Origin of the sequence: Massilia genomosp. 1 (assembly GCF_011682185.1) — a bacterium.
Classification (GTDB): Bacteria; Pseudomonadota; Gammaproteobacteria; order Burkholderiales; family Burkholderiaceae_D; genus Telluria_A; species Telluria_A rubra.
In genome coordinates, this window is the sequence record NZ_WHJF01000102.1 from 1 (window position 1) to 24,279 (window position 24,279).

Here is a 24,279-nt window from a genome sequence, read left to right on the forward strand (position 1 = left end):
GAAGCGCCATTACATCGCAGCCCTGGTCGTGCTCGTCTGCGCAGTCGTTTATCTCAACGTCGCGCACTCCTCGCCCGCCCCTCTCAGCTGCCGCGCCGAGCTGTCCCAGTAAGGCCCCATATGTCGATTACCTATCGGGGTGTCCAAAAAGTGTTCCAGAATGAAATCGATCCACTGTGGGGACGCATTGAACAGTTATTGAAGGAACACGACATCTGCGCTATCGCCGCGTTCGTCATTCCGCTTACGCCGAACACGGGCACTGTGGTCCTGTACGCAACACCGAACAAGGACGGCACCATGCCGGCATCGCTGATGGCGGCCTACAAATCCATCGATCCGACAGCCGTTATTACGCCATTGGCCTCTGACGACACGCTAGCGTAAAGGCTTTATCCGCACGAATCGCCACACACGTCGCGGCGCTGAACCTGGCCCTCCGACCGTGGCTCGCTCTACCAGACCGCGCATATGAAAACTACATCCGCATGCCGCCACGCCGCCCATTGCGTGGCGTGCGCGAATTTTCCTGATGGCGCACAGATCCTGCGCGAGCTGCTTGCTATCGTCGGCAACGACGGCTATGCAATGACCGCCCTCACCCTGGGCGGCTACCGCAAGGATCTCGGCACCACTATCGCCAACTATCTCGACCTTTATACACCACGACATGAACGACTTGATCGCGCGACTGCGCCTCGCCAATGACCCGACTGCCGACGCGGCCGCCGACCACATCGCCGCGCTAAGTGAACGCGTCGCGATCCAACAGACCATAATGAACCGCGCGGCCAGCATTCTGGTCGAGGCAATTGCATCAACGGATGGCATCAATGAAGCACAGGCCGAGGCATGTGTCGGCAGCATTCGCGGCCAGCTGGCCAAGGTCGGCAAAACAACCGCCGAACATTACCTTGAGTTGATCTGCGACCGCGTCGCCGCCACGGCCGGCATCGGACCGAACATAGCATTCAATCCCCTCACTGCACTGGACCAGGTTCGGGTTGTCTTGCATGCACAGCAGCGGAATGCGGAACGCCTTGAATGGGCAATGTCAGTGCTGTGGGCGCCGGCCGACAGCGCGAACACGCCGCACTTGGTGGTGCGCACCAAGGGTACGCGGGCGATCATCCGCAAGTTCCCGAGTGGCACAACCTGGCTCAATGCGGTCGACCAGCTCCTGGACGAGGCAGTGCACGGCATCGGCTGAGCTGCCGGCATGACGGCCAGGCCGGCACGATGCCCGTTGGCGCCAGTGGCGATCCTCAACCTGGCCGACACGCACGCGACATCGACGGTCAAGAGGATCTTCAGCTTTTCCAAGCGGAACGTGAGTGCGTTCGCCCAGGCTATCTTCACAGCTGCAATCAATAGGATTGAGGACGCAATTCGCCCGGACATGCTGGAAGCAAGTATCGGCTTGGTAACCGGACAAGAGAATGATAACTCAGCCTATCCGAGGCCTAGCCGCGATGTGCCACACCCGGACCTGCGTACCGCCATGACAAATACTCTATCCCGTTCGAGTAGCGTCCACACGCCGAGTAGCCGTTCACACGCGGCTGCAAGCCAGAACCACCTCAGATTTTCAGTTATCTGGAAAATTAGCTGTAATGGTATTTTTGCCTGTTTTCTTAAAAAATCCTTGCACAAACCATGTTTACCCGTAAGAATGCATGAAATTCAACAGTCCCCTGCTCCGAAAGACCCAACGTGACCCGCACCTTCAAAGCCCAAGCCATTGCAACCATACTGGGGACCACCTCCGACACGATCCGGCGCGCTACCGAGGAATCTGGACTGGATGTTCAACGTCAAGAGACAGGACCTCGTACGCGGATTTACACCATCGAGAACGTGTACGAACTTGCACAATGGCGAGCGCAAAAAAAAGGGGATAAAAAGCCGAAAAAGCCAGTTGTTGTAACGGTATATGTCCCAAAGGGGGGAGTCGGAAAATCCACAATAGCCGCAAATTTGGCTTGCATATTTCCAACTATGGGCTTGAAAACGTTAGTGGTAGATTTGGATTTTCAAAGCAATCTTACTCTGGCCTTTGGATACGACAGCGAACTTTCTCATGAGGAAGCAGAAGAGGATGGGCTGTCTCACGAGCGCGTAGTGGACCATCACTTTGGGAGCCTTTTCCCGCAATGGCCCCAAGCTATGCCACTTGAGGAAATTATCAAAAAGCCTTTTGGAGAATATGGCCCGCACGTGATTCCGTCGGATGTGTCACTTGATAATCTTGACACGATCATGACTTTTGAAGCGTTGGAAAGCCGAAATTCGGCATCAATGTTTGCGAAACTTATTTCGGACGGCCGTACAGGAAAGAGGCCGGGCGTAGATTTAAGTTCATACGACGTCATCATTTTTGACGCCGCACCGGCAAAGAACCGAATGACTCGCAGTGCCCTCTTAGCAAGCGACTATGTAGTTGCGCCAATCAGTTTAGAAAAATTTAGCACCAAAGCCGTCTCATATCTTTCTAGAGTATTGAACGAGATGAAAGAAGAAGCAGGCCGCTGTCCAGAACTTCTTATCGTGGGAAATTTTTTTGACGTGACACGCACCCGCGTGCTAAACCAAACGGCCATGATCCGTAGAACTTACAATGACCAGTGGATGAATTCAATTATCCGTCGCAGCGAAGACTTCCCCAAAACCCTCTCGTCAGATACCTACGAGTTACCCCTTTTCTTATCTAAGCCAAATAGTCCTGGCGCTGAGGATTTACGCAAAGTCGCCAGTGACCTTTTAGCGAAAATGGGAGTCCTGTGATGTCTAAGAAAACATCGGACCACGACATTCTTCAACATTTAGCTGCAAGCCGTGGTCATAAAAAAATGGACCATAACAGCCATCGGCAGGACACCGGGGGAATCATTCTGCATACGCCCCCTACTGGGCCAAATGAAAGCGTAGAGCAGATGCTTGCACGCGAAGCATCGACTGAAACACATCGACCTTCACTACATGCAGAAACTGGGTTAAATGATGAAGACAATAAGATCATCGAGATACCGTGCGATCTCGTTGATGATAGTCCTTACCAAAATCCATTCCGAGATTACGACCCAATTGCACTTGATGAGCTTGCCGGAGGAATGGAGAGCGCGGGGCAGAATGAGCCTATCCAGGTGCGACGTAAAGGCAACCGTTATGAATTACTGGCTGGGCATCGGCGAATCAGAGCCGCGCGCCTAAAAGGCTGGACCGCAATTAACGCTATTATCTTTGAGTGTGACGATGCTGAGGCACTCAAAAAAGTCGTTACCCACAATGAAGGTAGAAAGAACGATAGTCCCTTTGCGCAAGGTCACCTATATCAATTTGCGTTGGATCGAGGACTTGGAAATCAAGCGAAAATAGCCACGCTGTTTGCAACGAACACGACCCATGTTTCGCGCTGCCTCTCAATGCTAAGGCTCCCGCGGCCGATTGTTTCCATGCTTGAAAAGCAGTCTGATCTGTTCGGAATTAAGACCGCTGAAATTATTAATCAGTTATTAGCGGATCATCCTACGGAAGAAGCACTAATCATCCAAGCGGTCGAGCGTATAAAAAAGGGGGCCCCTAGCACGTCAGTTAAGGGCTGGTTTGAGCAAATGTACAAACAAAAAGAGCAAAAGACCGGAAGAAGCAACAACCGTACAAAAGTTGTCACAAGCGCGAATGGGCGACAACTGTTCTCAGCAAAGCGAGATGGCCGAGTAATCACTGTCAGAGTCAGTGATAGCGAGGTAGACGCAGACGCAGCAATGATGAAAGTAATCGAATCTCTTAAGATATTCTCAACAGAAAATTACGGAGAAAAGTAAAATATGCTTATTAATCAATTACTTACGGACGTTGCACGGTGCAATTGCACGGAAATTTTAGCTCAAACCTAGGCCATACAGTAAAACCAGAACCCAGCTAATTGCTGGGTTTTTGCATTATATCGAGAACATCATGAGATGAAGTAGCTAAAGCGCAAAAGAGAAAGCCCAGCTTGCAGGCCGGGCTTGCTCAACAACATTTATTTGAAACACTACAGGTACGGTGAATGCTCAGAACCTTCATCCTATACCCCGGTAGTGTGCTCGTCAAACACTTTGTAGGGCTGCTTGCCTTACAGATAGGATAGATTGTGCCCGCACAAACTCTTAGTGATATCGCTCGGCCATACTTGCATCTTCCAACGGCTATACAAGCTGCCTTGATGAGGGTTGAAACCCACCCAACCTTCCGTCGGTTGACAAAAAGTACCCTTCTGGTTCTCAAAACCTTGGTGTCCAGGGCGTCTGCTCAAAATGGGCTCGCCGTTATTCGCGCGCGTCTCGACCGTATGGCGACAGAGGCCAGTGTCAGCTATAAGACCGTGCAACGCGCGGTGCGCATCTTCCGGGATTACGACTGGGTCCTACCAGCAAGTGAGGGACGATCCGAGTACGGGGTGTTTGAGTCACGACGCTACGTCTTCACGCATGCCCTGTGCGACTTAGTGGGCTTGCCTACGGTGACGAAGCAGAGGCCAACCTCGACGCAACAGCAGCCGAGCCCAGTAGTGCGACAGAAGCATCAGGAACCAACGGCAGCACCGGAATCGCACGAGCCGACTGCGCCGCCGGACGAGCCAACGCCGGTTCTGCCGCAGCTACAGCCACAGCCAGACCCTGCCGTAGCGCTCGAGCCGCAGCTTTTAGCCGCGCCGCAAGAACAGCCGGCGGCAACTGCCGCGCAAGAAAAGCCAAGCCTGGCGGCGCCCCAAGAGACAGAAATGTCCGATGGTGCTATATACGTTGACCTTAGTTTAAAAAAAGATCTACAGGAGATTTCGATAGAAAATCGGAAGGGCAACCACCCAACCCTGCCACCAGCCGTCGCCATGATTCCCGCTGAAACGGGCATTTCGCCAACCGGCATCTGCAAACTGCTCGGCATTGCGAAGCAAGCAGGCTACCAGCTGGAGCACGTCTATGCGATCGCCAAGCCTTACCTTGCCAAGATCGGCATCAATTCCGCCCGGGCCTATCGCTACATCCTGGCGATGCTGCACAACGCGAAGAAGGTTGACTATGCTGCCAAAGTAGCCCAGGCCCAGCGCATGAGCGAACCCGATTCGAACGCGGCGTTGAAGGCAATCGCCATGCAATGCCGCTACAAGCGCTACCAGCACATCGGCAAGAACATCGCGGTGCGTTTTTTCGATGGCACCGCCGAGGTGCGCATCGATGGCCACGTCGAGTTGTACGGCGGCGCAAAAATGGTCGGGCTCTACAAAGGGGTCGCAAACGGCAATTTGCGCGAAGTGATCGAGTGATGAGCAGGGGTTATTTTTGCCTGGGCAGGTCGATGCGCAAAGCGTTGAGCGTCTCGGCGTGGCGCTCGACGTCGTCCTTGTGCAGATACCGCCCGGTGGTCTTGATCGAGGCATGGCGGGCATTATGCTGAACGGTCTTGAGCGGCACGCCACCGTTGGCCTGGTGTGTCAGCGAGGAATGCCGCAGCCAGTGCGTCGACGCGCTCGCCAGGCGATCGGCGATCTCGGGCATGCCGGCTCCAAGGGCAAGGGAGTGCGCGCGGCGGATCACGGCCTTGAGCGCGGCGGCGACGGCGTAATGACTGGCGCCGCGCTGGGGGCCGCGGCTCGCCAGCACGAGCGGTATCGTCTCGCCTGGCGCCGGCAGCGCGGCCAGGCCGAACGCTTGCCGGTACTGGCGAAATTCGGTGAGCAAGGATGGGGGGACAGGGACTTTTCCGCGCCTACTACCCTTACCCAGGACATGCAGCCACCATGCCCCGCTGTCGTCGCGCCGGATACTGCGCATGTCCGCGCCGACGAGTTCATTCAGGCGCACGGCAGTGAGGTAGTAGGCCTGTACCAAGAAGCGCGCGCGGGCGCGCCGCAGGGCAGCGCCTGGCGTAGCGCCCTGCAGGATGTCGGCCGCTTCGAGCAGCAGCGAGATCGCGGCCGGGGGCAGGTGACGCTCGATGGCTTCGCTGCTGACTGCGCGCATGCCGGTAAGCAGCTGGGCCGGGTTCGCCTGCAGATACTCGGCGGCGCAAGCCCATCGGAACAAGCTCTTGATGACGGTCAGCGCCTGCAGCTGCGACACATCGGCCAGCCGGCCGCAGAACGGCCGCCAGCGCGGGTCGACGCGGGGGAACCGCGTTGCGCTGATCCACTGGTCGGCCGGCTGCGGATCGGCGATGAAAGCGGCGAACGCCAGCAGGTCTTCGTAGCGGACGTCGACCAGGTGTTTGCCATGCGCGCGAATCCAGTACAGGAAGCGGTCAGCTTCCTTGCGGCAGTTGCGCACTGTGCGCGGCGACAGATTCGGCCGGCGTAGCCAAAGCGCAATCAGCTCTTCGTCGTCGGTGGCGCGAGTCAGGGACCCGGAGGGGAGGGGAGGTGCGCCGCCGGCGGCGAGCGGCCGATGTGGCGCTGGCACCGGTAAGACAGATTCGACTTCACCCCCTGCGCGGGGGCGGGCAGGGGGATGGACATAGGTGATTATTTTTTGGACGGCGGGGTTTTTGCGCGAGGCTCGCCAGGTTCGCGGTTCTCGCTGGCGCGCTTGGCGCCATCCTGAGCGGCGAGTGTATCGGCACGCATCTGGCCGCGCAGCTCGGCCGCTTCCTCGCTGGCGCGCTTGGACTCATTGCGCGCGGTAGTCACCAGCGCGCGTGCCTGCTCCAGCTCGCGTGCTGCGCTTTCCAACCGCGCCTGGCTGGCCTGTACAGCCATGTTGGCCGATGCCAGCTCGCGCGCCCCTTGCTGCGCCATCCGCTCCAGTTCGGCAATGTGGGTAACGGCTGCCAGCTCTCGCGCCTCGATCTCGCCGGCGCGACGCTCGCTCGCATCGAACTTGGCCACGGTGACCGCTGCCGCTTGCTCGGCCGCCACGCGGGCCGTGCGTTCGCCGACCAGTTCCTCGCGCACCGCGACGAGATCCGCTTCCAGCCGCGGCATGGCTTCGAGACGCAACTGAGCCTTGGCCAACTCCGTACGCGCCGACTCGGCCGCCTTGCGCTCGCGATCCATTTCAACCTGGCCAGCTTGCCAGTCGAGTTCCAATTGACCGGCTTTGCCCTGGACCGTAGCCAGCTCCACCTGGAGCGCTGTCAGCGCGTCGACCTGACCCTCGATCTCTGCAGCCTGGCGCTCATTCTCGGTGGCGAGGTCGGCTGCCTCTTGCTGTTGTTCGGCCAGTTCCGTTTCCAGCGCCGCTTTCGCGCTGGACAGTTCCTGCCCCATAAATTCCAGGATGGCGCGCTGCACGCCCGCCGGCAAGGTCAATGCGTTGGCGATCTTCTTTTCCCGATCCGCGCGCCATTGCTGCAACAGCTTGCTGATGGTGCCCAGGCTCCCCATGTTTCCCAGTCGCTCGCGCACAGTACGCAAGGCAGGGGTGCCTCCGGCCGCAACCATCGCGTCCGCAATGGCGGCTACCTGGGCCAGTGTGATGCTCGCTTCTCTACCCATCGGTCAATCTCCGTTGTAATGATACGATATGATACGTTTGATATGATACGATATGAATCGACCGGAAACAAGCGACATATGCTCGTCTTGCGCAGCAAGTGTAGCGCGGTTTGCCCGAAATATGGCGTGGTTGGTGAACGCGTGATTAGGGAGATAATCACGCGTTTAACCTATTTTCCACCCGATATCCGCCAAGAATGGTTCGAAGCCAGAAACAGTCGTACACTGGCGCTCGCCCACCATTTTGAGAAAGAATCATGGATATTGCCGAGTTGCAGAAACTGAGTGAAGCCCATCGCCAAAACGGCGACGCCGTGTTGGAAAAGCTGTGTGGGGCCGCGCACCTGCTTGGCGCCGAGTTCCTGAACCGCTTGGCCCCGGGCGGATATGTCGACGCCCTTCGCGTCAATAGGCAATACTCACGCATCATCCAGCGCCGGCAGGACAGGGCGTTGGAGAAGGTCCACCCGGCCAACGGAGCGGTCGTCACAGAGGACGGCAACATGCTGTTCACGCTGACCATACTTTTACCCGACATGGCCCCCCCGCTGCGCATCTACGTCGACCTGGCCGTACGCATCGAGGACGGTGTCGCGCAATACTGCTTATGGCACGCGCCGGACGCTCTTCGTCGCCGAACTGAAAAATGGATGTCGCAAGTGTCTTCGTTCGCCGACGCTATCGCCGCGGAAATCAGGCGTTTTATGCAGCATGACGCCAGCAAGGGCGACTTGGCCGATACCTCGGTGTCGATTGTCAAACCGGTCGATAAAATGTACACGGCAATTTACGGCGAGGCGCCGCCGGGCTGATCCGTCGCGTTATCCAGGTTCGATAGCGGCTGGATTCGGAACAGTCATGTGGCCGTCCATTCGGGCAATTGCCCTTCGAGGGTGCGGTGCAGGCTACTCACCGCGCGCAGCCAGGCCGGCCGCGCGCTGCGCTCCAGGATGCCGATCATCCACGGCCCCCAGTCGTATCTGCGCAGCCAAGTCTTGGCTGCCTCGATCACCACCGGACTTACATCGTCGTTTTCCATTGTCGCCTCGCATTCCCCAGATCAGTGCTGCGCTGCGGCTGCAACCTTACCGGCGCCCGTGACAAAATACTCGATCAGGTGCGCAGGATTAAACTCGTCCGACCCAAACGTCTCGGTCGTGGCCACCGCGGCAGCACCGCCTGCAACGGCGGCCGTCGCCAGCATGCGTGCCGTGGGCCAGAATTCAACCAGGTTGTGCAGGTTGTGCATGTCGATCGACATGCCGTGTCTTTTTTTAAGCCATAGCGCAGCACCCATGTGCTCGATCTCCAGCCGCCGCGTGACCTCGCCAGCAGAATTTCCCTTCTCCTTGGGATGGTCGCGCAGGAAGTCTTGCACCTGGCGGATGACTTCGGCGTGCGCCGCTCCGACAAACGTATTCAACATGGTAATGCCCTCTGATTCATTGAGAACAAGAGTTGGACCGCATATGAATAAGTTAGTTCAGATTTTTTACGTCAAGCTGATTAATGCATGGCCGCGTTCTACAACTGGGTTTAGTTCCATATATCACAAAAAAGTATTCCGCTTATAGTCAAAGCAAGCATCATTTTACCTCTTTGCCATTCGCCAAGTAAAAATTTAAATATTTCTTATCAAATCCTTGAAATGTTCTTTTCCCGGAAATTGTAAAGGCATCTCGAAAACTTGCATACGCAGCATCTAAATTTTCTATTTCGAATTGAATTATACCAACCTTTAACTGAGGAGTTCCATCACCATCGAGTAATTCAGTCTTAAAGACGAGAGTAGCCCATTCCAATGCTTTTTCTAATTTTTTCCAACCCAAATAGAAGTCCGATATCGCGTATAGTCGTACTTGACTGCTATTCCAACCAAATTTCGGCTCTGGAAACATATCCCACGACTTTAAGTAATGTTTTTCGGCTAGTTCAAAGTTACCTGCATCACTCTCTGTCGCTCCCGCATCGCATTCCAAAAATATAGCCTCGTCAAGTTGTTTATTTAGAATTAGTGCCATATGTTTCCCATAAGATAAGTATTATTTCAAAGGCGGCAGGTAGTTTTGATTTTCTCCCCGCGTCGCTCCTGACGATCGATTTAACGGCATGCGTGCCGTGGGCCAAGATCCCACTGTTCAGGATCAGGAATAATCTTAAAATCTGGCGAGTAGTCTTAATCTAAGTCAAAAGTAGATTTACCGACATCGGATAGCATGCACGAGGCCGCGTACCATGCGTGACCGTTGTTATTCAAATTTGCAATTTCTTCTGCAAGTCAAGAAACAAAAATCTTCTTTATAACCAATGCTACTGGCCTGATGCGCGGACACGATAAAAAGCGAGGTACTTTTTATCCTCGCCCTCGAAAACACGCTTTTTCGACAATGCATACGCATTCTCAAAATTTTTATAGGCCTGATCAAGGTTCCCCGCTTCAAAGTGGATTTTGCCAATGACAACGTAGGGTGAACCATCGTTTGGAATTACTCCAGTTAGGAATACCTTGTTCGCCCACTCTAGCGCCGTATCAAACTTGCGCCATTCCAAATAAAAATCTGCAATGGAATATAGTGTTATCTGGCTGCTGTCCCAGTCGTATTTAGGCTCAGGGTATAGTTCCCAGGCCCTCAGATAGAATTTTTCTGTTAGGGCATAGTTACCAGCTATTTTTGATGCGTATCCCGCATTCATAGCACTTATCATTTTTTCCTCAAGTGTAGGTGGCAAAGCGTGTACCATGTTTTCCTTCTCAGTTCATTTTCTTGCTATCGCATCTCTCGGTATCCTTGATTGCGTGGTTTCTGCGAGATATAATATTGGCGACTTGCCGCGCCGCTTGATGTTGGAAATGCGCTGTATTGCCAAGTTCAGCGACAAAAGCTAGACGTGCCTGGACTGCAAGCGCGAAGGCTTCTACAGCACCATATTTTGCAATTGAAAATCGCTTGTATTGGATGGGTTGTCCCTTCGATTTCGGCCTCATTGCAACCCAAGATATGGGTGTCTTATCCGGCCCGGATTTTACGAGGTGTACACCGGTAAAGCCACTTGTATTAGTGCTGTTTACCCTTACTGCCACGGTCGCTTTATTGGAAACGGGAATGCGTTGAAAGACCTCATCACGCCAGGTTTTGGCTGCGATTAAGGCCGTTGCTGTGCTTCCGTAAACGGAATCAGAGAATATTTTCCGGTATTTTTTTCCTTGGCGTTCAATACTGACCCGCCAATTTCCAGTGGTGCCATTAGATGACGAACTACGTTCGATATACGGCTCGCCCGTCCTGTTTGTTGGCGTACACTGACTGGCCACCTGCACCTCTCGTAGTTTTTGGAGTTTGGCCTGAGCCTGTTGCCTGCGTGCTTGATGGTTTTCAGCTTTGAGAGACTGAAACTGGGCGCGCTCTGCTCTTCGTTCTAGAGGACGACTTAGCTCTTTCTCCAGCATTAACATTGTTTCGGCAGTGCTGATCGGTTGCGGTTGCATCTCTGATCGGAAAATCGCCCCTTCCAATCCCTTCAGACCAGTTATACGCGCCGTGATAGCAAGCCGTTTCGCCTCGTCCTCGCCAAACACTTTCACCGAAAAGCTATGTCTACGAGACCCGATACCGGGCATAGGAACATGTGCTACCCAATATATTCGCTCCACTACAGCACCCCCGTGGTTGCGATGGCGTTTGATTTCACGATTTACTCCGGGCACGCCAGAGGTATTGTTTTTTCGAACGATGGTACAAAAATTCGCGAGCGTCATTGCTGGGTGCGTTGCAATGATGCGATCGCGCCAAGCCTGGGCTAAGCGTAGTGCTTGAGCCTCGCCACCACAGTCGTCCTCGAAAAAACGCTTGTCAAACAGCTCGCCGTTGCGGCGTAGAGCTACCTGTTGATAATAACGCCCGAGACTAGGGTGCATTATGCGGTAAATGCCAATGCGCTCTGGCACATGCCGCAGCTTTTTTGCCGTGTTTTTTTGGTTCACCTTGACAATCCTTGAGCTAGTTTTCAATATAAATTCCTAGAAGCACTATTGCAGCATTGCACCCGTCCCCTCCTTGGTGCGATGGCTCAACCTCACAGCATATTTTTGAGATCGAAACCGTGCTGGCCCGTCCTCAGAGTAGGACGGCCTGGCGATGACGATTGCTGGAGTGGTCACGATGTTGCCAAAAAACACTTCTGTTACTCTACATCACACAATAGTATTAGTTGCTAAATTAAAAAGATTATAGCGTAAATGGTATATAATAAACCAAAGTCTGACGCAGATTCCGGCGGCAGTGGCGGCGTTACGCCCGCTCTTCAGTTTGCCTGCGCATCGTTGTTAGTTTATCAAATATGAAATGGGAGATGCGGTATGAGCTTGCAGGATTTGGTTGGTAGCCGCCAACACAACCGCTTTTTGCGATTGTCTTTTCCGAACGGGGACGGGCCTTCGGCGATGTTGCTCGTCAATCGCATCGACGCCTATGAAAGTCTCTCCAAGCCCTTTGAATTTTCAGTAGAGTTGCTGTCCGATGACCCGAACGTCGCGCTCAAGCAACTGCAGGGGAAAATGTTGTGCGTTGAACTGGTGCGCCGTGATGGAACCTTGCGCTACTTCACCGGACGGGTTTTTAGCTTCTCTTTGAAGTCTGTCGATGGAGGCGTGTCGTTCTATGAGGCGAAGCTCGGGCCTTGGTACAAATATCTGAGCATGCGCAGGGATAACTACCTGTTTCACTATACGACAATGTATCAGCAGACTACCAGTATATTTGGCGATTATGGCAACCTCGCTGATTGGGATTGGCGAGTGCAAGGCGCCGCAGACGTTATAACCGATTGCTGCCAGTTCGACGAAAGCGACCGGAATTTTCTGGAGCGTCGCTGGGTTTCGTCGGGCATTATTTATTGGTTTGAACATAGTCCCACCGGCCATAAGCTTGTTTTGTCGGACGATTCGACAAGCGCACCGCCGATTGATGGCGACCCCGAAATTCCGTATCAACGTCATGCAGGTGCCGCGCTGGAAGATGGCATCGGCGACTGGTCGCCTGGGCGTCAGATCGTCACCGGGAGTGTCGCATTGGCGTCATTCGACTTCAAGTCGCCGAACCCCGTATTGTCGGCGCTGCCTTCCGTAAACCAGCAGGGGGATGTGCCGAACATCGAGTCGTACGAGTACACCGGTGCTCTAGGCTTCAAGGGTGGTAGCGGGGGACGCTCCCTGGCGCAGTTGCGCATGGAGGAAGTCGAAGCGGCTGGCAAACAGTTCGAGGCGGCGGGCAATAATCGTAGTGTGATGCCTGGACGTTGGTTTCGTCTGACTGGCCATTTCGACGCGAGCGGCACTCAGAACGACGCGCAAGCGCGAGAATTTTTGATCACGGAAGTTACCCACTCCGCGTCGAATAATTATCACGTCAAGAACACCAGCGAGTCATTCTACGAGAACCGGCTGCAGTGCATCCGCAAAATTATTCCTTACCGTGCCGGACGTGACCACAACAGCGTGGAAACCAAGATCCATGGCATCCAGACGGCCACAGTAGTGGGGCCTGCCGGCGAAGAGATCCATACAGATGAGTATGGGAGGGTGCGGGTGCAATTTCACTGGGATCGGGCGGGTACGAACGACGAGAAGAGTTCTGCATGGATCCGCGTGGCGACCCCATGGGCAGGCGCGAGTTTCGGAATGACGACCATTCCTCGTATCGGTACCGAGGTGATAGTGCAATTCCTAGATGGAAATCCAAATCGCCCCCTGATTACCGGGATGGTCCCAAATGCGAATACGATGCCACCTTGGGCACTGCCAGCAAACAAGACACAAAGCGGTATTTTAACGCGGTCAACGCCGGGCGGGGAATATAACAACGCAAATGCTCTGCGTTTCGAGGATAAAATGGGCCAAGAGCAGCTTTGGCTCCACGCGGAGAAGGATCAGCTCACTGAAGTCGAGCACGACGAAGATAAATGGGTGGGCAATGATCGCCGCAAAACTGTTGACCGGGACGAAACCAATCACATCAAGCGTGACAGAATCGAAACGGTGGACCGTGATGAGTTGATTACCGTGCACAATAATCGTACAGAGCGCGTCGACCATTTTGAAAGAATTAGTATTGGGGATGATCGCGACGAGGAAGTCGGCGTAAACGAAACGATCAAAATCGGCAAAAACCAAAGCGTGAATGTGGGTAAGGAGCAGACCTTTAATGTTGGGGGGAATCGCTCTAAGTCCGTCGATAGGAACGAGAAAGATCGTATTGCAAGAAACTGGTCGATCAATGTCGGCAGGATGAAAACAGAAACCATTGGCATGGCTTATATGCAGAATGTGGGGATGGGGCGCATGGAAAACGTTGGCTTGGGCTATAACCTAAATGTGGGCATGATCATGGCCACCATCGTTGGAGTAAACCAGAGTACCAAGGTTGGCAAAAAAATCTCTATCACAGCAGGCGAAGAACTATCGATTACCGTCGGGAAGGCGAGTTTGGTCATGAAAACGGATGGCAGCGTCACTATTAACGGCAGCAAATTTAATTTTGAAGCAAGCGGGCCGGTGCAGATTTCCGGCAAAGATGTTGACATCAATTAATCCGGGCCGATATGCAATTTCGCAACCAAACGCCGTTTCCTGCACTTGGGTTCGAGGGAATTGACCAGTTCAATCAAGCATTCCACGTTGTTGCACTCCGGCAGACTCTAACGTGGGGAGGGGACGCCGAACTGCGCTATGCAGACGAGCAGGCGCCGCTGTGTGAATCCGATGAGTTTTTTGGCGAAATTACTTCCAGCAGTGTGCGTCAGGAATCGGATCTATGCCAATACAAGCCGAAGTGCGATTTTATTGTCAATGCCACGGCTTACGCACCACTGGGTAAGTCAGTGCGGCGTTGCGGAGTTCGCATTGCTTTGATGCGGCCTGACCATTCTGCAAGCATGCCTGAGCGTCCACATGGCTTAAACCCATTTACCGCCCCGGAAGAACACCGGATGGAAGAGTGGCGCGCTGCAGTGAAGCATGCCGAACAAAATTCCGTTCCTGGCGAACGTCTCGTTGACAAAAGCCTCACTGTGACTGGCGAGCGGGCTTTGGTTCGCAGACTATGGCCTATACGTATAGGGGCGGCAATCGTGCGCCTGGGCAGTTTGGGACTCATAAGTGTGCCCACATGGCGTCTTACGTCTCCACAGATGTTTAGCCCATTCCCGTTACGCAATGAATATGCTTACGGCGGAAGTCGCCGTATCAACCGCGGCGATCGCGCGGCAAAGTGGGTCGCCCGAAAGCATCGACTGAAAGCTGATGAGGTGGCTGCCCAGTCCTATGATCATGCGCCCCCGGCCGAGCAGGCGATTGCACGCTGCGCGTTTGAGAGCAACGCTGTCGGCTGCGGCTTTGCGCCGCGTTGGTATCTATTCGCCACTGGTGTGAAGCGGTTACCCGCACCTCGCGTCGAGGCCGTTGATAATCCCTTCAGTACCACACAGTTCTGGAAGATACCGACACTAAATTCTGAAAAAATATCACGGAAGGTGCTTACAGTAGCTGGTTTTGGTACGCGATCCAGGGTACATCCACACCGCCGCGACTTGGCAGGAACAATCGACCAGCGATTTATTAACAGCGCTGACTGGTTACCGAAAGACTTCGACTTTAATGTTTGGAATGCTGCTCCTATTGATCAGCAAACCGATTTTCTTTCCGGCAACGAGATTATCGAGCTTACGAATCTTTGCGCATCAGCAAGTCCAGGCGCCACACTAGGCCCTACTGGCGATACCATTCTACGTTTACGTTTGCCCGGACACGTCTGCACCTTGCTTATGAGAATGCGCGACGGGACGATGTTTTTTAATCCTATGCAAATCGACACCCTGATCGTCGAACCAGAAACACAGACCCTCAGCATCGTTTGGCGCGCGGTATTTGCTAAAACACCAGAAATTCGCGCGGCCGATGCCTATCTGCACGGACGCTTCGAAGCCGAATATAGCCGCCACCTACTTAACGACCCGGAGAAAACCTCTGTGCCCGATCACCGAAAGATGGCGTTAGACACTGGAAAAGAGGAGTTTCATGGGTAAGATTGGTGCAAGAAAGAATTTTATTTTGAAGGCAGTTTCGACTGCACCTTCTTTTAACAAAACACCTGTAGGCAGCAGCACACCACCGGTGCCCTATCCAACCACACAAGACCTGTCAAATAGTGTTTCAGTGGCCTCGTCAGTGCGATTTAACGGCGATCCAGCTTACGTGTTAGACAAGACTCAACAGCCCAGCTGCAAAGGCGACGATGCTGGCCTTGCCAAAGGCGTGAAATCGAACACAGTGAACGGTTATGTGAAACCCACCGGTGCGGCGGCTCATTTTCGCGCCGAAAAAAAGTTTGTTGTGCGCCAAGGGGATACTAATGTGATGAATGGAGGAAATAATCCGGGGATCTATGTCACCTCGCAAATGCCTAGTCTGACAGGCGGTGCCGCAACAGCGGGAGATGCAGACGAACACAGCCCGGCAATCGAAGCGGAAACGCCTGCTGAGCACGCGTTTTTAGGATGTCAGCCGCCGTTGTCTCTCCCCACACCTGAACCGTTTACCAATACAGGTTCTTTGCTTGCGCTTGCGCTTAAAGCAAAACAATCAAAAACATCGACTGCGTCCTTGGTGCAGTTTGTCCCAGGTAAAAGAGGATAAAATATGGCGGTGTTGACGGGAGCGGGGTTTGCGCTCGGGCCAGTAGGCTGGGCTATTCTGGCAGTAGTCATTGTGTGCGTTGTAGCCGCTATAGTCATCGATGAACTCAAGAAGACTGGGAACGTTGAAGCCATAAATTTACCGAGCGAGAAGTCTGCCGACTCTCCTCCCATGACGGATGCAGAAAAGGAAGAGGCAGCGAGGCTTGACGCGGAGGCGGCAGCGGAAGCCGCTGCGGAGGATGCGACGACTGTTGTAGTAGGTACCGAAGTCTTGAAGTGCGGAGAAGCAGGAACCTACGGAGAATTATTAGAGAAAAGCGCAGATAAAAAATTTGATCGAGATCATGTCCCCTCTAAAGCTGCTTTACAACGCGCGGCGGAGAAACTGCTTGTTAAACATGGAATCGAGTTAAGCAAAGGGCAGATTAAAGCGCTCTTTGGCCCCAAAGGTGCTATTTCTCTCGCCGGTAGGACAATTGCTATCTTTCGTAAAGATCATCAAAAGCACAGTGATACATACGGGGGGCGAAATAATACGAAAAAAATTGATACCGATTCAGACGAATTACAGAAGGCGGCAAAAAAAGATACGCAACGCATAGAAGACGCAGATGGAAAAGAAATGGATGCTGACTGCGCCGAAAAATACGCTAAAGCGGCAAAAGAAATACGAAAAAAAACACATGCGGAATATGAGGATGAACTTCTGGCCCTCATTGAACATATTAAAAATACTATCTTGTAGAGGAAGTTATGCAAATATTAGAAGTTGCTGAGTTTTTTGGGTTTTCTCCCCAAAATGAAAAGTTTGATAAATTTCTTTCCTCATATGATATTTCTGAGCGCCCCGTTTTTAACGAGACCCCTATGGAAGATATATCTAAAGAAGGTTTAGTACTTTGGTTTCATACGGATCGTTTTTATAAGGATGCTCACGGCCCCGTGCATGATAGCGACGGCGATATGGTATTATCTAAAATACAAGCTTATAGCGAAAATAATGGAAGTGGACTTTGCCGCTATATGGGTATTTTGCCATTTGGCTTGACCTTTGAGAATACTCTGACGGAAGCCATAACTAAACTTGGCGAACCCAGCAATAACCATCGATCCGGACCGCACAATCATGTATACAGCTGGGCTAATATTCAAGGGTACAGAGTTGCCCTATGTTTTATCCCGGAGGGTAAGAGCGTGTCGTTTTTTTCGCTATCCCCAAAAGGTATATAAATAGTTATAGAATTGTCTTATAGCTCGTGATTTTAAGGCTGTTGAGCAAAAGCCATCACTATTCCGCCGCACATTTCGTACCTGTTGTAAGAGAACGCTTTTATAAATCAAATTATTTTTATCATTTTTGAGTTGTTATGAAGATATTTGAAATCGCTAAGTTTTTTGGGTTTCCATCTCAGAATGAAGATTTTGACAAATTTCTTTCTGCTAATCACATTGTTAAGCGTCCAATTTTTAAAGAAAATCCTATTGAAGTCATAACTGTTGAAAAAGAAGGTATAGGGTTGTTGTTTGAAATGGCCGATTATTACAGGGAAACATACGGGCCCGGGCCAGTAAACGAAAACGGCGACATGGTACTAGCTACAATCCAAGTAAATAGCGATTATTATGCAGGAAAGCCTTTTCGCTACGCAGATAATTTGCCGTTTGGGCTTAAATTTGAGAACAGTTTGACAGAGGCAATTGCTATTCTTGGAGAACCTCGAAATAGTCACCGATCAGGGCCTGTAAACCATACGTATAATTGGAATAATTTTCAAGGATATCAAATTAGCTTAAATTTTTTACCAGAAGGAAAAAAAATAGCATGGTTATCTTTGTCTCCACAGGAAATATATCTAAATAACTAGAGTGTCGTAAGAAAAATATTCATATTTTCGGATTGTAATTGAAAATATAGTTTTGACCTCGGGGCGTCTTTTTGCATTGCTCTGATCCGAAATCAATAACCTTGCGTCGCATTTAAAATGAATCCAAAAACTCCACCCGATGTTGATCTATTTATATCGCATTTGGGAAAGTCGCTCGGCAGCATTAACCGTTCTGCCTTCACGTACGCTAGGCAGCCTGATTTTACGCTACCGGAACATTCCCCTATTGGGGGCATTTTCTTTATAAAACTTGGATTTTCTATCACGTTTTGCCCCCCGGAATTTTATCATATAGATGATGCGCTAGCGGGCCAAGAACCCATCATTACGAATATACAAATTTATTCGGGTGACGAGGAGTATGGACATGTGCGTTATGTAAAGTCTTTGCCGTTTAACTTGAGCTTTGGCGATAGCCGACAGTCACTTAATAAGAAGCTCGGCGCGCCAATTTGGCAGTTCCCTTTTGTCCCGCCGTTTAAACTTGAGCGATGGAACTTAGGTGATAAATGGTTATTGGTTGAATATTCTTCGGATATGTCCACAATAAGAATGATTCAGATTGGATTGGTTCCGAAAAAACCTAAGCTATCAATCTTACCTAAGGTTGTGCAGCCGGACGTGCAGGCTCTTCTGTCTACATTTGGTAAAGAGCCAAAAGCTGTACTCGCTCATCCGGGCTACACTGGTATTGACCTTTCCAGTGTTCCGAACGCCAGTATCCATGATGGCCGTTCCCATGAAATTGATGCTCTAGCGACCCACGGTGTTGAACTATATTTTCGCTCCTCTAAAAATCAACATCAAGCTGGGAAAAATATTTTTTCTGGCGCTCGTTATATACGCAAGGGGGTGAGTTGGTCTGCAGGATTCGACGGTCATTTGCCCCAGGGCTTACGATTTGAAGATACGCCCGACGTGGCTGTACGCAAAATAGGTAGTTTGCCCATCACTGGCAAAGCAGATGTACTTACCGGTTACTTTGTTTGGAAATTGCCAGAATATTTGCTTCAGGTAGGCTTTAGCGTAATGGAGCAACGCATCAACCGTATTTTTATAGCGGCACATCCTTATTATGCACAATCTCTAATAGAATCGCCGCTCCTTGTGCAACCCTAGTCTGTGACTATTTGTCAGTAGCCGCGACCATGAGCAAGCTGTATTGTTGAGATATCGGCTGGCGGATGGGATAGGAGCGGCTTTCGTTAAAGCCATTTTGTTCAATCTGGCATTCATGAGATTGGAGTGTGACTCCATTAATTCTATAAAATAATCCTTTCATCATTACATGAAAAACTTGGGCAGCTTGTACTCTATTCGCTAGAGGTGGCGCAGTTATGCTGATTTATCCTAAAATTTTTGACATTACGTGTAATTATCGGTTATTGTTACAATAGTTTCTTGTAACAACTTAACACGAACGGAATATTTATGGATTTGTCAAAACTTACTGTTGTAGATTTAACAGCGCTGCGCAATGCTATCTCGGTCGAAATGAAAATTCGTGAAGCTGCGGCCATCGAAAAGGCGCGGACAGACATTAGCGCGATTGCTGCAAGCGTTGGCATCCCTGTTGCCATCCTTATGGGAAAAGCGAGTACAAAGGAGACTGGTGTAAAAAACAAGGCTGCCGTTAAATACCGTGATCCTTCCAACCCGAACAATCAATGGACTGGCCGTGGACGTTCGCCAGCGTGGGTTAAGGCCCTAGAAACAGCCGGTACGCTTGATAGCGCCAAGGTATGATTCTGCGAGTACCTGCTCTGTAATAAAATAGCCCCTGGAGTTTAATCCAGGGCTTTTTTATCGGGCTCTTATTCAGCTCGGGTTTGCGCCAACTCACGTTGCACAGTTTGTTTCAAGGTGGCCGGTGCGGTCTTCTGCGTCCGGTTAAGCGCATCCTGTCTCATCGCTTGTACACGCCTGATGACGCCTGGCATGCTGACCCGGATCGGTGTGGCCGGGTTCTTCGCATTCCAGTCGTCGCGCCACGCGCGCGCCTCGTCTACCTTCGTGATGTCGCTGTCGGCCAGGCCCTGCGCCCAGTGCTCGGCAATCTCCATCGAGCGCATACGGTTCTGGCCAACCATGTTCAGGGCCTGGCCCTTGGCATCCTGGATGTCGGCGGTGCTGTTTGGCTGGAAGCCGACCATCTTCATCACCGCTTCGGCGGCGCTGGTGTCGTTCACGTTGTAGCCGCGCGCGTCCCGGTAGGCGCCGGTGGCCAGCATGTCGGCCCCCTTCGCAACGTTGCGCACGGCCGCCGGCGTGACGTCGAGCACGGCGCCGGCCACGTCGCCGCCCAGCAGCTTGCCGGCCCCGGTAAACGCGCGCTTGGCGATGTCGCCGGCAGGCCCGGCCAGCTCGCCCAGGTCGCGCGCGTACGAATCCTTCTTCGTCAGCAATCCCGTGCCCGGAATCAGGTTGCCCATTCCAAAGCGGCCGGCAACATCGACCGGCATGCCCGGCATGCTCGATACGCCCTTGAGGACGAAGTCCGCACCGCCCTGGCCCAGGGTATCGCTCAGGAACGCTTGCTTCGAGCGCTTGCTTGAGAAGTTGTAGCCGAGACGCTGCAGGATGCCATCGATGGCGTCTTCCAGATCCTGCTCGAACGGCAGGCCGTCCGCGCCGCCCATCAGCAGCAGCACGGCCAGCATGTACAGCGCCGCGCGGCGGCCCGCCGCGCGCTCCTTCGAGCCAGGCGCACCGGCGAAGGCCATGCGCGACAGCAGTTCAAGGTAGCCGATCGAGTACTGCTTGAACGTCATCAGCAGCGACCCGACGACCCCCCGCGCCCATTTCGGCTTGTTACCAGAATTGTAGATGCCCTGCGTTTGCGCTACCGCCTCCTGTGCGAACTTGGCCGGATCGGCGAACCCTTCGTCCACGGCCGTGCGATAGGCCGCGATGAAGGTGATGCGGCGGTTGGCCAGCTCGGCCATGGCAAACAGCTTGCCCCAGCCCAGTGTGACCTTCGCCATGGCATTGTTCAGGTGAGCGCGCGTGCTGCCGGCCGTGGTGCCGTCACCGGCACGAAGCGCACCCTTGCCTGATGCCTGCGCCTGCAGGTAGTGGACCTCCTGCGGCGCGACGATCCCTTCCTCGGTCGCCCATCGCATCGCAGCGTCGAGCTGGGCGTCGCCGGTAACCTCCCTGGTGGCATCCTTCACGGCCACCGCCAGGCGCGCCCCGGCCTTCGTCAGGCCGCCGAACTGGCTCAGGTAGGGCAATGTCATGGTAAACGGCTGGGTAAGATTAACCATGGCCGACGCCACCGATCCGCCCAGGAACTGCGCGAACATCAGGCCGCCCAGCGGCGCGCCGGCTTCGGGATTACGGATATGCTCGCGTAGCTGCATGGCTGCGTCCGTCAATTCGCCCTGCTGTTTCGGGATCTCGGTGATAGCTTCATCGATCTCGCCCAGGTGCGCGTTGCCCGCAGTCAGGCGGGCGTTGCTGTAAATAAAACCGGCCAGCACCCGGCCGGCATCCTCTGAAAAGCCCGCGATGCCCTTGCGCTGAATCATGCGCTTCATCGAGCTGCGGTTGTTCTTCGCCAATTTCAGGTAGGTCTGGTAGACCTCGGTGCTGGCCGCGCTCGCCTGGCTGTCGAGCCCCACCATCGAGCCGAACAGCTCGATCGTCTCCGGAGAGACGCCGGCGAACAGTTTATAGGCGTCGGCCGACACTGTCCCGTGCGATACCTGCGCGCCAGGATGCTCGGCGCGCATGCCGCGCGCCATCTTCGACGCCTCGTACTGCGTCTCGAACATGCCGAAGTAGACTTGATCCTCGCCCTCCTGCACGTACACGGTGTGCTTGCCGAAGCGCGACAGCGGCGCGTAGCCGCGGTCCATCAGGTCCTTGCCCTTGTCGGACAGGTTCATGATCTGCCTGGCCGTGTCGAGGTGCATGTCCATCTTTTCCGGGTCCAGCTTGGCCAGGGCAATAAAATGGTCGCGTAGCAGCGCGGCCGCTGCCGGCAGATCCGGCGCCGCCACGGCTTGCTCCAGCATGCCCTTGGCATCCTTGCCGCCGAGCTTGACCATTTCGCTGACCGTCAGGTTCATCAGGCTCTTGTCGAGCGCCGCGCGGAACTGGCGGTATAGCGCGACCTGGTCGGCCGACAGGCCGAACATCGACCGCAGCTCGGCATCGGACCAGACCACGCCAGCGCGCAGCTGGGTATCCTTGAAGCGGCTGTTGATGATTGAGTCGTAGAGGTCGAGCGGGTTGTGCTGCCAGGCGCGATTCTGCTGGTCGTCAATGATGCCCTTTTTCAGCAAGATGCGCGCCTTGTCGGCGGTCGACATCGCCTCGGCCTGTTCCTCCAGGTCCTCGATCTTGACCGGCTTGCCGTGCGCGTCGCGCGCCCAGGTCAGCGTGCCCTCGAAGATTGGCGCCCCGATCGCCTTGGTATCGGCGGCCGTCAGCGCCTTCTTGCGGTTTTTGCCCACGATATCGGCAATGTTCTCCAGCTTCGGCAGCAGGGTCGGCGCCAGGTCGGCCGCCACCACGGCGTAGCGCGAGACGTCGCCCAGGAAGCGCTGCACGGCGCCGTAGACCGCGGCGAATGCCGGCTGGCGTTTCGCCAGGTTGTCCATGGTTCCGATCGACTTATGCCACCAGCTCAGTTTCCCCGTGCTGTTGAACAGGTCGCCAATGAGATAGTTCGCCGGCAAGCGCACCTCGGCAATGCTGTTGGCGGCGCTGGCCAGCGCATCACCGAGGCCGCTGCGGCTGAAAGCGATGCGCGGATCGGCCGGGTTGAAGTCGCCATTGTTGTCGGTGGCGCTCTTGACCTGTGTGGGAGAGAAGGCGACATATTCCCGGCTACCATCCGAGTAGGTCGCGATGATGCCGTCGTGCCCGAGGCGCTTGAGCTGCGCCTGCAGGGCGAGCCCGTACATGCCATCGCCGTTTTTAGCCTCGTCCAGCAGGTCGCGGCCGGCCGGTAAAGACAAAATTGCCTCCACCGATGGGCTGTCGAAATCTTCTTCCACGGACCCGTCGCTGTCGTGCTCAACGTCGATCTGCCACGGATTTTGCAGCGACAGGTACCCCCTGTGTCAGACTACTTGTCGGGTGTGTTTTTGAACAAAGTATGTCGTGATCTTGAGCGTTGTAGTGGGGTTTTTAGAGTTCGTTCTTGTGCTGTACTTTTGACATCGTTTCCGGGAGCGGGGGACTGGTGTTACGGGTGAAGCGCAGCGGAACCCGTTCCCTCAAGACGTCAAGGTTGTGGCTTTTTGTTCGAGCAGGACGACTTCGATGCTTGGCCCACGGCCGGCGCCGGGACTAGTTTTCGCCTCTAATTTTCAATCTATAGAGGCACCAATGTCATCAAAGTATCCCGAAGCATTTATCGAACAAGCCCTGGTCAAAGTGTATTCACGAGGCCACCGGTCGGTCAAGTCGGTCGCGGAAGACCTGAATGTGAATCAGCACACGCTAAAATATTGGATGAAGAATAAAATTATGAGCAATAAGGACGCGCCAACAGCGCGCGAGAAGCGCCCCCAGGACTGGACTGCTGCAGAACAGTTCGCCGCACTGAAGGCCACCCATGGCTTGCCCGACGAGGCCTTGCAGGCATGGTGCCGCGAGCACGGCATATTCCCCCATCACCTGACCAGCTGGGAGGCCGCTTTCTGCGTGGATGTAAAAGAGTCCGCATCGGGCGTACGGGAAATGCGCACGTTGAAGGACAAGGTCGCCAAACTCGAGCGCGAGATTGTGCGCAAAAATGGCGCGTTGGCGGAGGCGGCCGCGTTGCTGATCCTGCAAAAAAAGTTCCGCGCGCTGTGGGAGGACGAGGCGTGATGACCGACCTCCCGCAGCGCGACCAGGTGATGGCTTTGGTGGCCGAGGCGGTCGTTGCCGGAGCGAGCCAGTGGCGGGCCTGCGAGGTGATTACGCTGAGCGAGCGGACCTTGCAGCGCTGGCAGAACGATAAGACTGAGGGCGCTTGTGATCGGCGGCCGTCTCGGGTGCAGACGCCCAAGAACCGACTGAGTGAGCTGGAACGCCAGCGCGTGCTGGCGATCGCCAACTCGCCCGAATTCGGCCACCTACCGCCAAGCCAGATCGTGCCACGGCTGGTCGACCAGGGCGAGTACGTCGCCTCGGAATCGACCTTCTATCGCGTGCTGAAAGCGGCAAACCAGCTCAAGCACCGAGGTGCCGAAAAGCCAGCGAAACCGCGCCACAAGCCGCGTGCGCTGG

General features: G+C 54.0%; 25 protein-coding genes. 17 read left to right on the forward strand and 8 right to left on the reverse strand.

Annotated elements, in window-relative coordinates; translation table 11 throughout:
* Positions 1 to 120 precede the first annotated feature (120 nt).
* From F1735_RS26895 to F1735_RS26920, 6 genes are all read left to right on the forward strand, one after another.
* Positions 121 to 387 (forward strand): hypothetical protein, encoded by a 267-nt coding sequence (locus tag F1735_RS26895; RefSeq protein ID WP_167239793.1) that lies wholly within the window; start codon positions 121 to 123, stop codon positions 385 to 387.
* An 84-nt stretch (positions 388 to 471) separates the two neighbouring features.
* Positions 472 to 708, forward strand: coding sequence for a hypothetical protein (locus F1735_RS26900; RefSeq protein WP_166898617.1), 237 nt, complete (start codon positions 472 to 474; stop codon positions 706 to 708).
* Positions 671 to 1,210 (forward strand): hypothetical protein, encoded by a 540-nt coding sequence (locus F1735_RS26905; protein ID WP_167239794.1) that lies wholly within the window; start codon positions 671 to 673, stop codon positions 1,208 to 1,210. Before F1735_RS26900 ends, F1735_RS26905 begins: the two co-directional genes overlap by 38 nt.
* Positions 1,211 to 1,713: 503 nt before the next feature.
* Positions 1,714 to 2,784, forward strand: a complete 1,071-nt coding sequence (locus F1735_RS26910; RefSeq protein ID WP_167239795.1) for a ParA family protein — start codon at positions 1,714 to 1,716, stop codon at positions 2,782 to 2,784.
* Positions 2,784 to 3,824, forward strand: a complete 1,041-nt coding sequence (locus F1735_RS26915) for a ParB/RepB/Spo0J family partition protein (RefSeq protein ID WP_167239796.1) — start codon at positions 2,784 to 2,786, stop codon at positions 3,822 to 3,824. The genes F1735_RS26910 and F1735_RS26915 overlap by 1 nt, the downstream gene beginning before the upstream one ends.
* Before the next feature lie 383 nt (positions 3,825 to 4,207).
* Positions 4,208 to 5,308: a hypothetical protein gene (locus F1735_RS26920; protein WP_167239797.1), complete on the forward strand. Its 1,101-nt coding sequence runs from the start codon at positions 4,208 to 4,210 to the stop codon at positions 5,306 to 5,308.
* 10 nt (positions 5,309 to 5,318) lie between these two features.
* On the opposite strand, the gene F1735_RS38320 is transcribed toward F1735_RS26920, so the two are convergent.
* Together F1735_RS38320 and F1735_RS26930 are read right to left on the reverse strand one after the other, a co-directional pair.
* Positions 5,319 to 6,440 (reverse strand): tyrosine-type recombinase/integrase, encoded by a 1,122-nt coding sequence (locus F1735_RS38320; RefSeq protein ID WP_167239798.1) that lies wholly within the window; start codon positions 6,438 to 6,440, stop codon positions 5,319 to 5,321.
* A gap of 62 nt (positions 6,441 to 6,502) precedes the next feature.
* Entirely contained in the window at positions 6,503 to 7,474 is a 972-nt protein-coding gene (locus F1735_RS26930; RefSeq protein ID WP_167239799.1) for a DNA-binding protein, read from the reverse strand.
* A gap of 257 nt (positions 7,475 to 7,731) precedes the next feature.
* On the opposite strand from F1735_RS26930, the gene F1735_RS26935 reads away from it, so the two are divergent.
* On the forward strand, positions 7,732 to 8,286 hold the full coding sequence (locus tag F1735_RS26935; RefSeq protein ID WP_167239800.1) for a hypothetical protein: 555 nt from the start codon (positions 7,732 to 7,734) through the stop codon (positions 8,284 to 8,286).
* Positions 8,287 to 8,330: 44 nt separating this feature from the next.
* Here the strand turns inward: F1735_RS26935 and F1735_RS26940 are convergent, their stop codons facing one another.
* From F1735_RS26940 to F1735_RS26960, 5 genes are all read right to left on the reverse strand, one after another.
* On the reverse strand, positions 8,331 to 8,513 hold the full coding sequence (locus F1735_RS26940; RefSeq protein WP_167239801.1) for a hypothetical protein: 183 nt from the start codon (positions 8,511 to 8,513) through the stop codon (positions 8,331 to 8,333).
* A 21-nt stretch (positions 8,514 to 8,534) separates the two neighbouring features.
* Complete coding sequence (locus tag F1735_RS26945) at positions 8,535 to 8,900, reverse strand: hypothetical protein (protein ID WP_167239802.1); 366 nt, start codon at positions 8,898 to 8,900, stop codon at positions 8,535 to 8,537.
* A gap of 160 nt (positions 8,901 to 9,060) precedes the next feature.
* The gene (locus tag F1735_RS26950) at positions 9,061 to 9,495 is read right to left on the reverse strand and encodes a hypothetical protein (RefSeq protein ID WP_167239803.1); all 435 of its coding nucleotides are present in this window, start codon (positions 9,493 to 9,495) and stop codon (positions 9,061 to 9,063) included.
* 289 nt (positions 9,496 to 9,784) lie between these two features.
* Positions 9,785 to 10,216: a tetratricopeptide repeat protein gene (locus F1735_RS26955; RefSeq protein WP_167239804.1), complete on the reverse strand. Its 432-nt coding sequence runs from the start codon at positions 10,214 to 10,216 to the stop codon at positions 9,785 to 9,787.
* Between the two features lie 10 nt (positions 10,217 to 10,226).
* A complete protein-coding gene (locus F1735_RS26960) occupies positions 10,227 to 11,456 on the reverse strand; it encodes an AP2 domain-containing protein (protein WP_167239805.1) in 1,230 nt (409 codons plus the stop codon).
* 375 nt (positions 11,457 to 11,831) lie between these two features.
* On the opposite strand from F1735_RS26960, the gene F1735_RS26965 reads away from it, so the two are divergent.
* The 8 genes from F1735_RS26965 to F1735_RS27000 all read left to right on the forward strand — a co-directional run bounded on the left by F1735_RS26965 (position 11,832) and on the right by F1735_RS27000 (position 19,797).
* The gene (locus F1735_RS26965; protein WP_167239806.1) at positions 11,832 to 14,060 is read left to right on the forward strand and encodes a type VI secretion system Vgr family protein; all 2,229 of its coding nucleotides are present in this window, start codon (positions 11,832 to 11,834) and stop codon (positions 14,058 to 14,060) included.
* 11 nt (positions 14,061 to 14,071) lie between these two features.
* Positions 14,072 to 15,553 (forward strand): DUF2169 family type VI secretion system accessory protein, encoded by a 1,482-nt coding sequence (locus tag F1735_RS26970; protein WP_167239807.1) that lies wholly within the window; start codon positions 14,072 to 14,074, stop codon positions 15,551 to 15,553.
* Positions 15,546 to 16,163, forward strand: coding sequence for a PAAR-like domain-containing protein (locus tag F1735_RS26975; RefSeq protein ID WP_166898589.1), 618 nt, complete (start codon positions 15,546 to 15,548; stop codon positions 16,161 to 16,163). The genes F1735_RS26970 and F1735_RS26975 overlap by 8 nt, the downstream gene beginning before the upstream one ends.
* 3 nt (positions 16,164 to 16,166) lie before the next feature.
* On the forward strand, positions 16,167 to 16,910 hold the full coding sequence (locus F1735_RS26980; protein WP_167239808.1) for a hypothetical protein: 744 nt from the start codon (positions 16,167 to 16,169) through the stop codon (positions 16,908 to 16,910).
* A gap of 8 nt (positions 16,911 to 16,918) precedes the next feature.
* The gene (locus tag F1735_RS26985; protein WP_167239809.1) at positions 16,919 to 17,395 is read left to right on the forward strand and encodes a hypothetical protein; all 477 of its coding nucleotides are present in this window, start codon (positions 16,919 to 16,921) and stop codon (positions 17,393 to 17,395) included.
* Positions 17,396 to 17,532: 137 nt separating this feature from the next.
* A complete protein-coding gene (locus tag F1735_RS26990; RefSeq protein ID WP_167239810.1) occupies positions 17,533 to 18,030 on the forward strand; it encodes a hypothetical protein in 498 nt (165 codons plus the stop codon).
* A 117-nt stretch (positions 18,031 to 18,147) separates the two neighbouring features.
* On the forward strand, positions 18,148 to 19,170 hold the full coding sequence (locus tag F1735_RS26995; protein WP_167239811.1) for a hypothetical protein: 1,023 nt from the start codon (positions 18,148 to 18,150) through the stop codon (positions 19,168 to 19,170).
* Between the two features lie 312 nt (positions 19,171 to 19,482).
* Positions 19,483 to 19,797: an H-NS histone family protein gene (locus tag F1735_RS27000; protein WP_167239812.1), complete on the forward strand. Its 315-nt coding sequence runs from the start codon at positions 19,483 to 19,485 to the stop codon at positions 19,795 to 19,797.
* Between the two features lie 68 nt (positions 19,798 to 19,865).
* On the opposite strand, the gene F1735_RS27005 is transcribed toward F1735_RS27000, so the two are convergent.
* On the reverse strand, positions 19,866 to 23,111 hold the full coding sequence (locus F1735_RS27005) for a PLxRFG domain-containing protein (protein WP_308628070.1): 3,246 nt from the start codon (positions 23,109 to 23,111) through the stop codon (positions 19,866 to 19,868).
* 280 nt (positions 23,112 to 23,391) lie between these two features.
* On the opposite strand from F1735_RS27005, the gene F1735_RS27010 reads away from it, so the two are divergent.
* Together F1735_RS27010 and F1735_RS27015 are read left to right on the forward strand one after the other, a co-directional pair.
* A complete protein-coding gene (locus tag F1735_RS27010) occupies positions 23,392 to 23,877 on the forward strand; it encodes a transposase (protein WP_167239814.1) in 486 nt (161 codons plus the stop codon).
* On the forward strand, positions 23,877 to 24,279 hold a 403-nt coding region (locus F1735_RS27015; RefSeq protein ID WP_229505983.1), incomplete at its 3' end, for a helix-turn-helix domain-containing protein. The genes F1735_RS27010 and F1735_RS27015, both read left to right, overlap by 1 nt.

Excerpts from the sequence above, each read along its gene's own strand:
- F1735_RS26895 (WP_167239793.1), top strand. The coding sequence starts at position 121 with ATGTCGATTACCTATCGGGGTGTCCAAAAAGTGTTCCAGAATGAAATC.
- F1735_RS26900 (WP_166898617.1), top strand. The coding sequence starts at position 472 with ATGAAAACTACATCCGCATGCCGCCACGCCGCCCATTGCGTGGCGTGC.
- F1735_RS26905 (WP_167239794.1), top strand. The coding sequence starts at position 671 with ATGAACGACTTGATCGCGCGACTGCGCCTCGCCAATGACCCGACTGCC.
- F1735_RS26915 (WP_167239796.1), top strand. The coding sequence starts at position 2,784 with ATGTCTAAGAAAACATCGGACCACGACATTCTTCAACATTTAGCTGCA.
- F1735_RS26920 (WP_167239797.1), top strand. The coding sequence starts at position 4,208 with ATGAGGGTTGAAACCCACCCAACCTTCCGTCGGTTGACAAAAAGTACC.
- F1735_RS26930 (WP_167239799.1), bottom strand. The coding sequence starts at position 7,474 with ATGGGTAGAGAAGCGAGCATCACACTGGCCCAGGTAGCCGCCATTGCG.
- F1735_RS26935 (WP_167239800.1), top strand. The coding sequence starts at position 7,732 with ATGGATATTGCCGAGTTGCAGAAACTGAGTGAAGCCCATCGCCAAAAC.
- F1735_RS26940 (WP_167239801.1), bottom strand. The coding sequence starts at position 8,513 with ATGGAAAACGACGATGTAAGTCCGGTGGTGATCGAGGCAGCCAAGACT.
- F1735_RS26945 (WP_167239802.1), bottom strand. The coding sequence starts at position 8,900 with ATGTTGAATACGTTTGTCGGAGCGGCGCACGCCGAAGTCATCCGCCAG.
- F1735_RS26950 (WP_167239803.1), bottom strand. The coding sequence starts at position 9,495 with ATGGCACTAATTCTAAATAAACAACTTGACGAGGCTATATTTTTGGAA.
- F1735_RS26955 (WP_167239804.1), bottom strand. The coding sequence starts at position 10,216 with ATGGTACACGCTTTGCCACCTACACTTGAGGAAAAAATGATAAGTGCT.
- F1735_RS26965 (WP_167239806.1), top strand. The coding sequence starts at position 11,832 with ATGAGCTTGCAGGATTTGGTTGGTAGCCGCCAACACAACCGCTTTTTG.
- F1735_RS26970 (WP_167239807.1), top strand. The coding sequence starts at position 14,072 with ATGCAATTTCGCAACCAAACGCCGTTTCCTGCACTTGGGTTCGAGGGA.
- F1735_RS26975 (WP_166898589.1), top strand. The coding sequence starts at position 15,546 with ATGGGTAAGATTGGTGCAAGAAAGAATTTTATTTTGAAGGCAGTTTCG.
- F1735_RS26980 (WP_167239808.1), top strand. The coding sequence starts at position 16,167 with ATGGCGGTGTTGACGGGAGCGGGGTTTGCGCTCGGGCCAGTAGGCTGG.
- F1735_RS26985 (WP_167239809.1), top strand. The coding sequence starts at position 16,919 with ATGCAAATATTAGAAGTTGCTGAGTTTTTTGGGTTTTCTCCCCAAAAT.
- F1735_RS26990 (WP_167239810.1), top strand. The coding sequence starts at position 17,533 with ATGAAGATATTTGAAATCGCTAAGTTTTTTGGGTTTCCATCTCAGAAT.
- F1735_RS26995 (WP_167239811.1), top strand. The coding sequence starts at position 18,148 with ATGAATCCAAAAACTCCACCCGATGTTGATCTATTTATATCGCATTTG.
- F1735_RS27000 (WP_167239812.1), top strand. The coding sequence starts at position 19,483 with ATGGATTTGTCAAAACTTACTGTTGTAGATTTAACAGCGCTGCGCAAT.
- F1735_RS27010 (WP_167239814.1), top strand. The coding sequence starts at position 23,392 with ATGTCATCAAAGTATCCCGAAGCATTTATCGAACAAGCCCTGGTCAAA.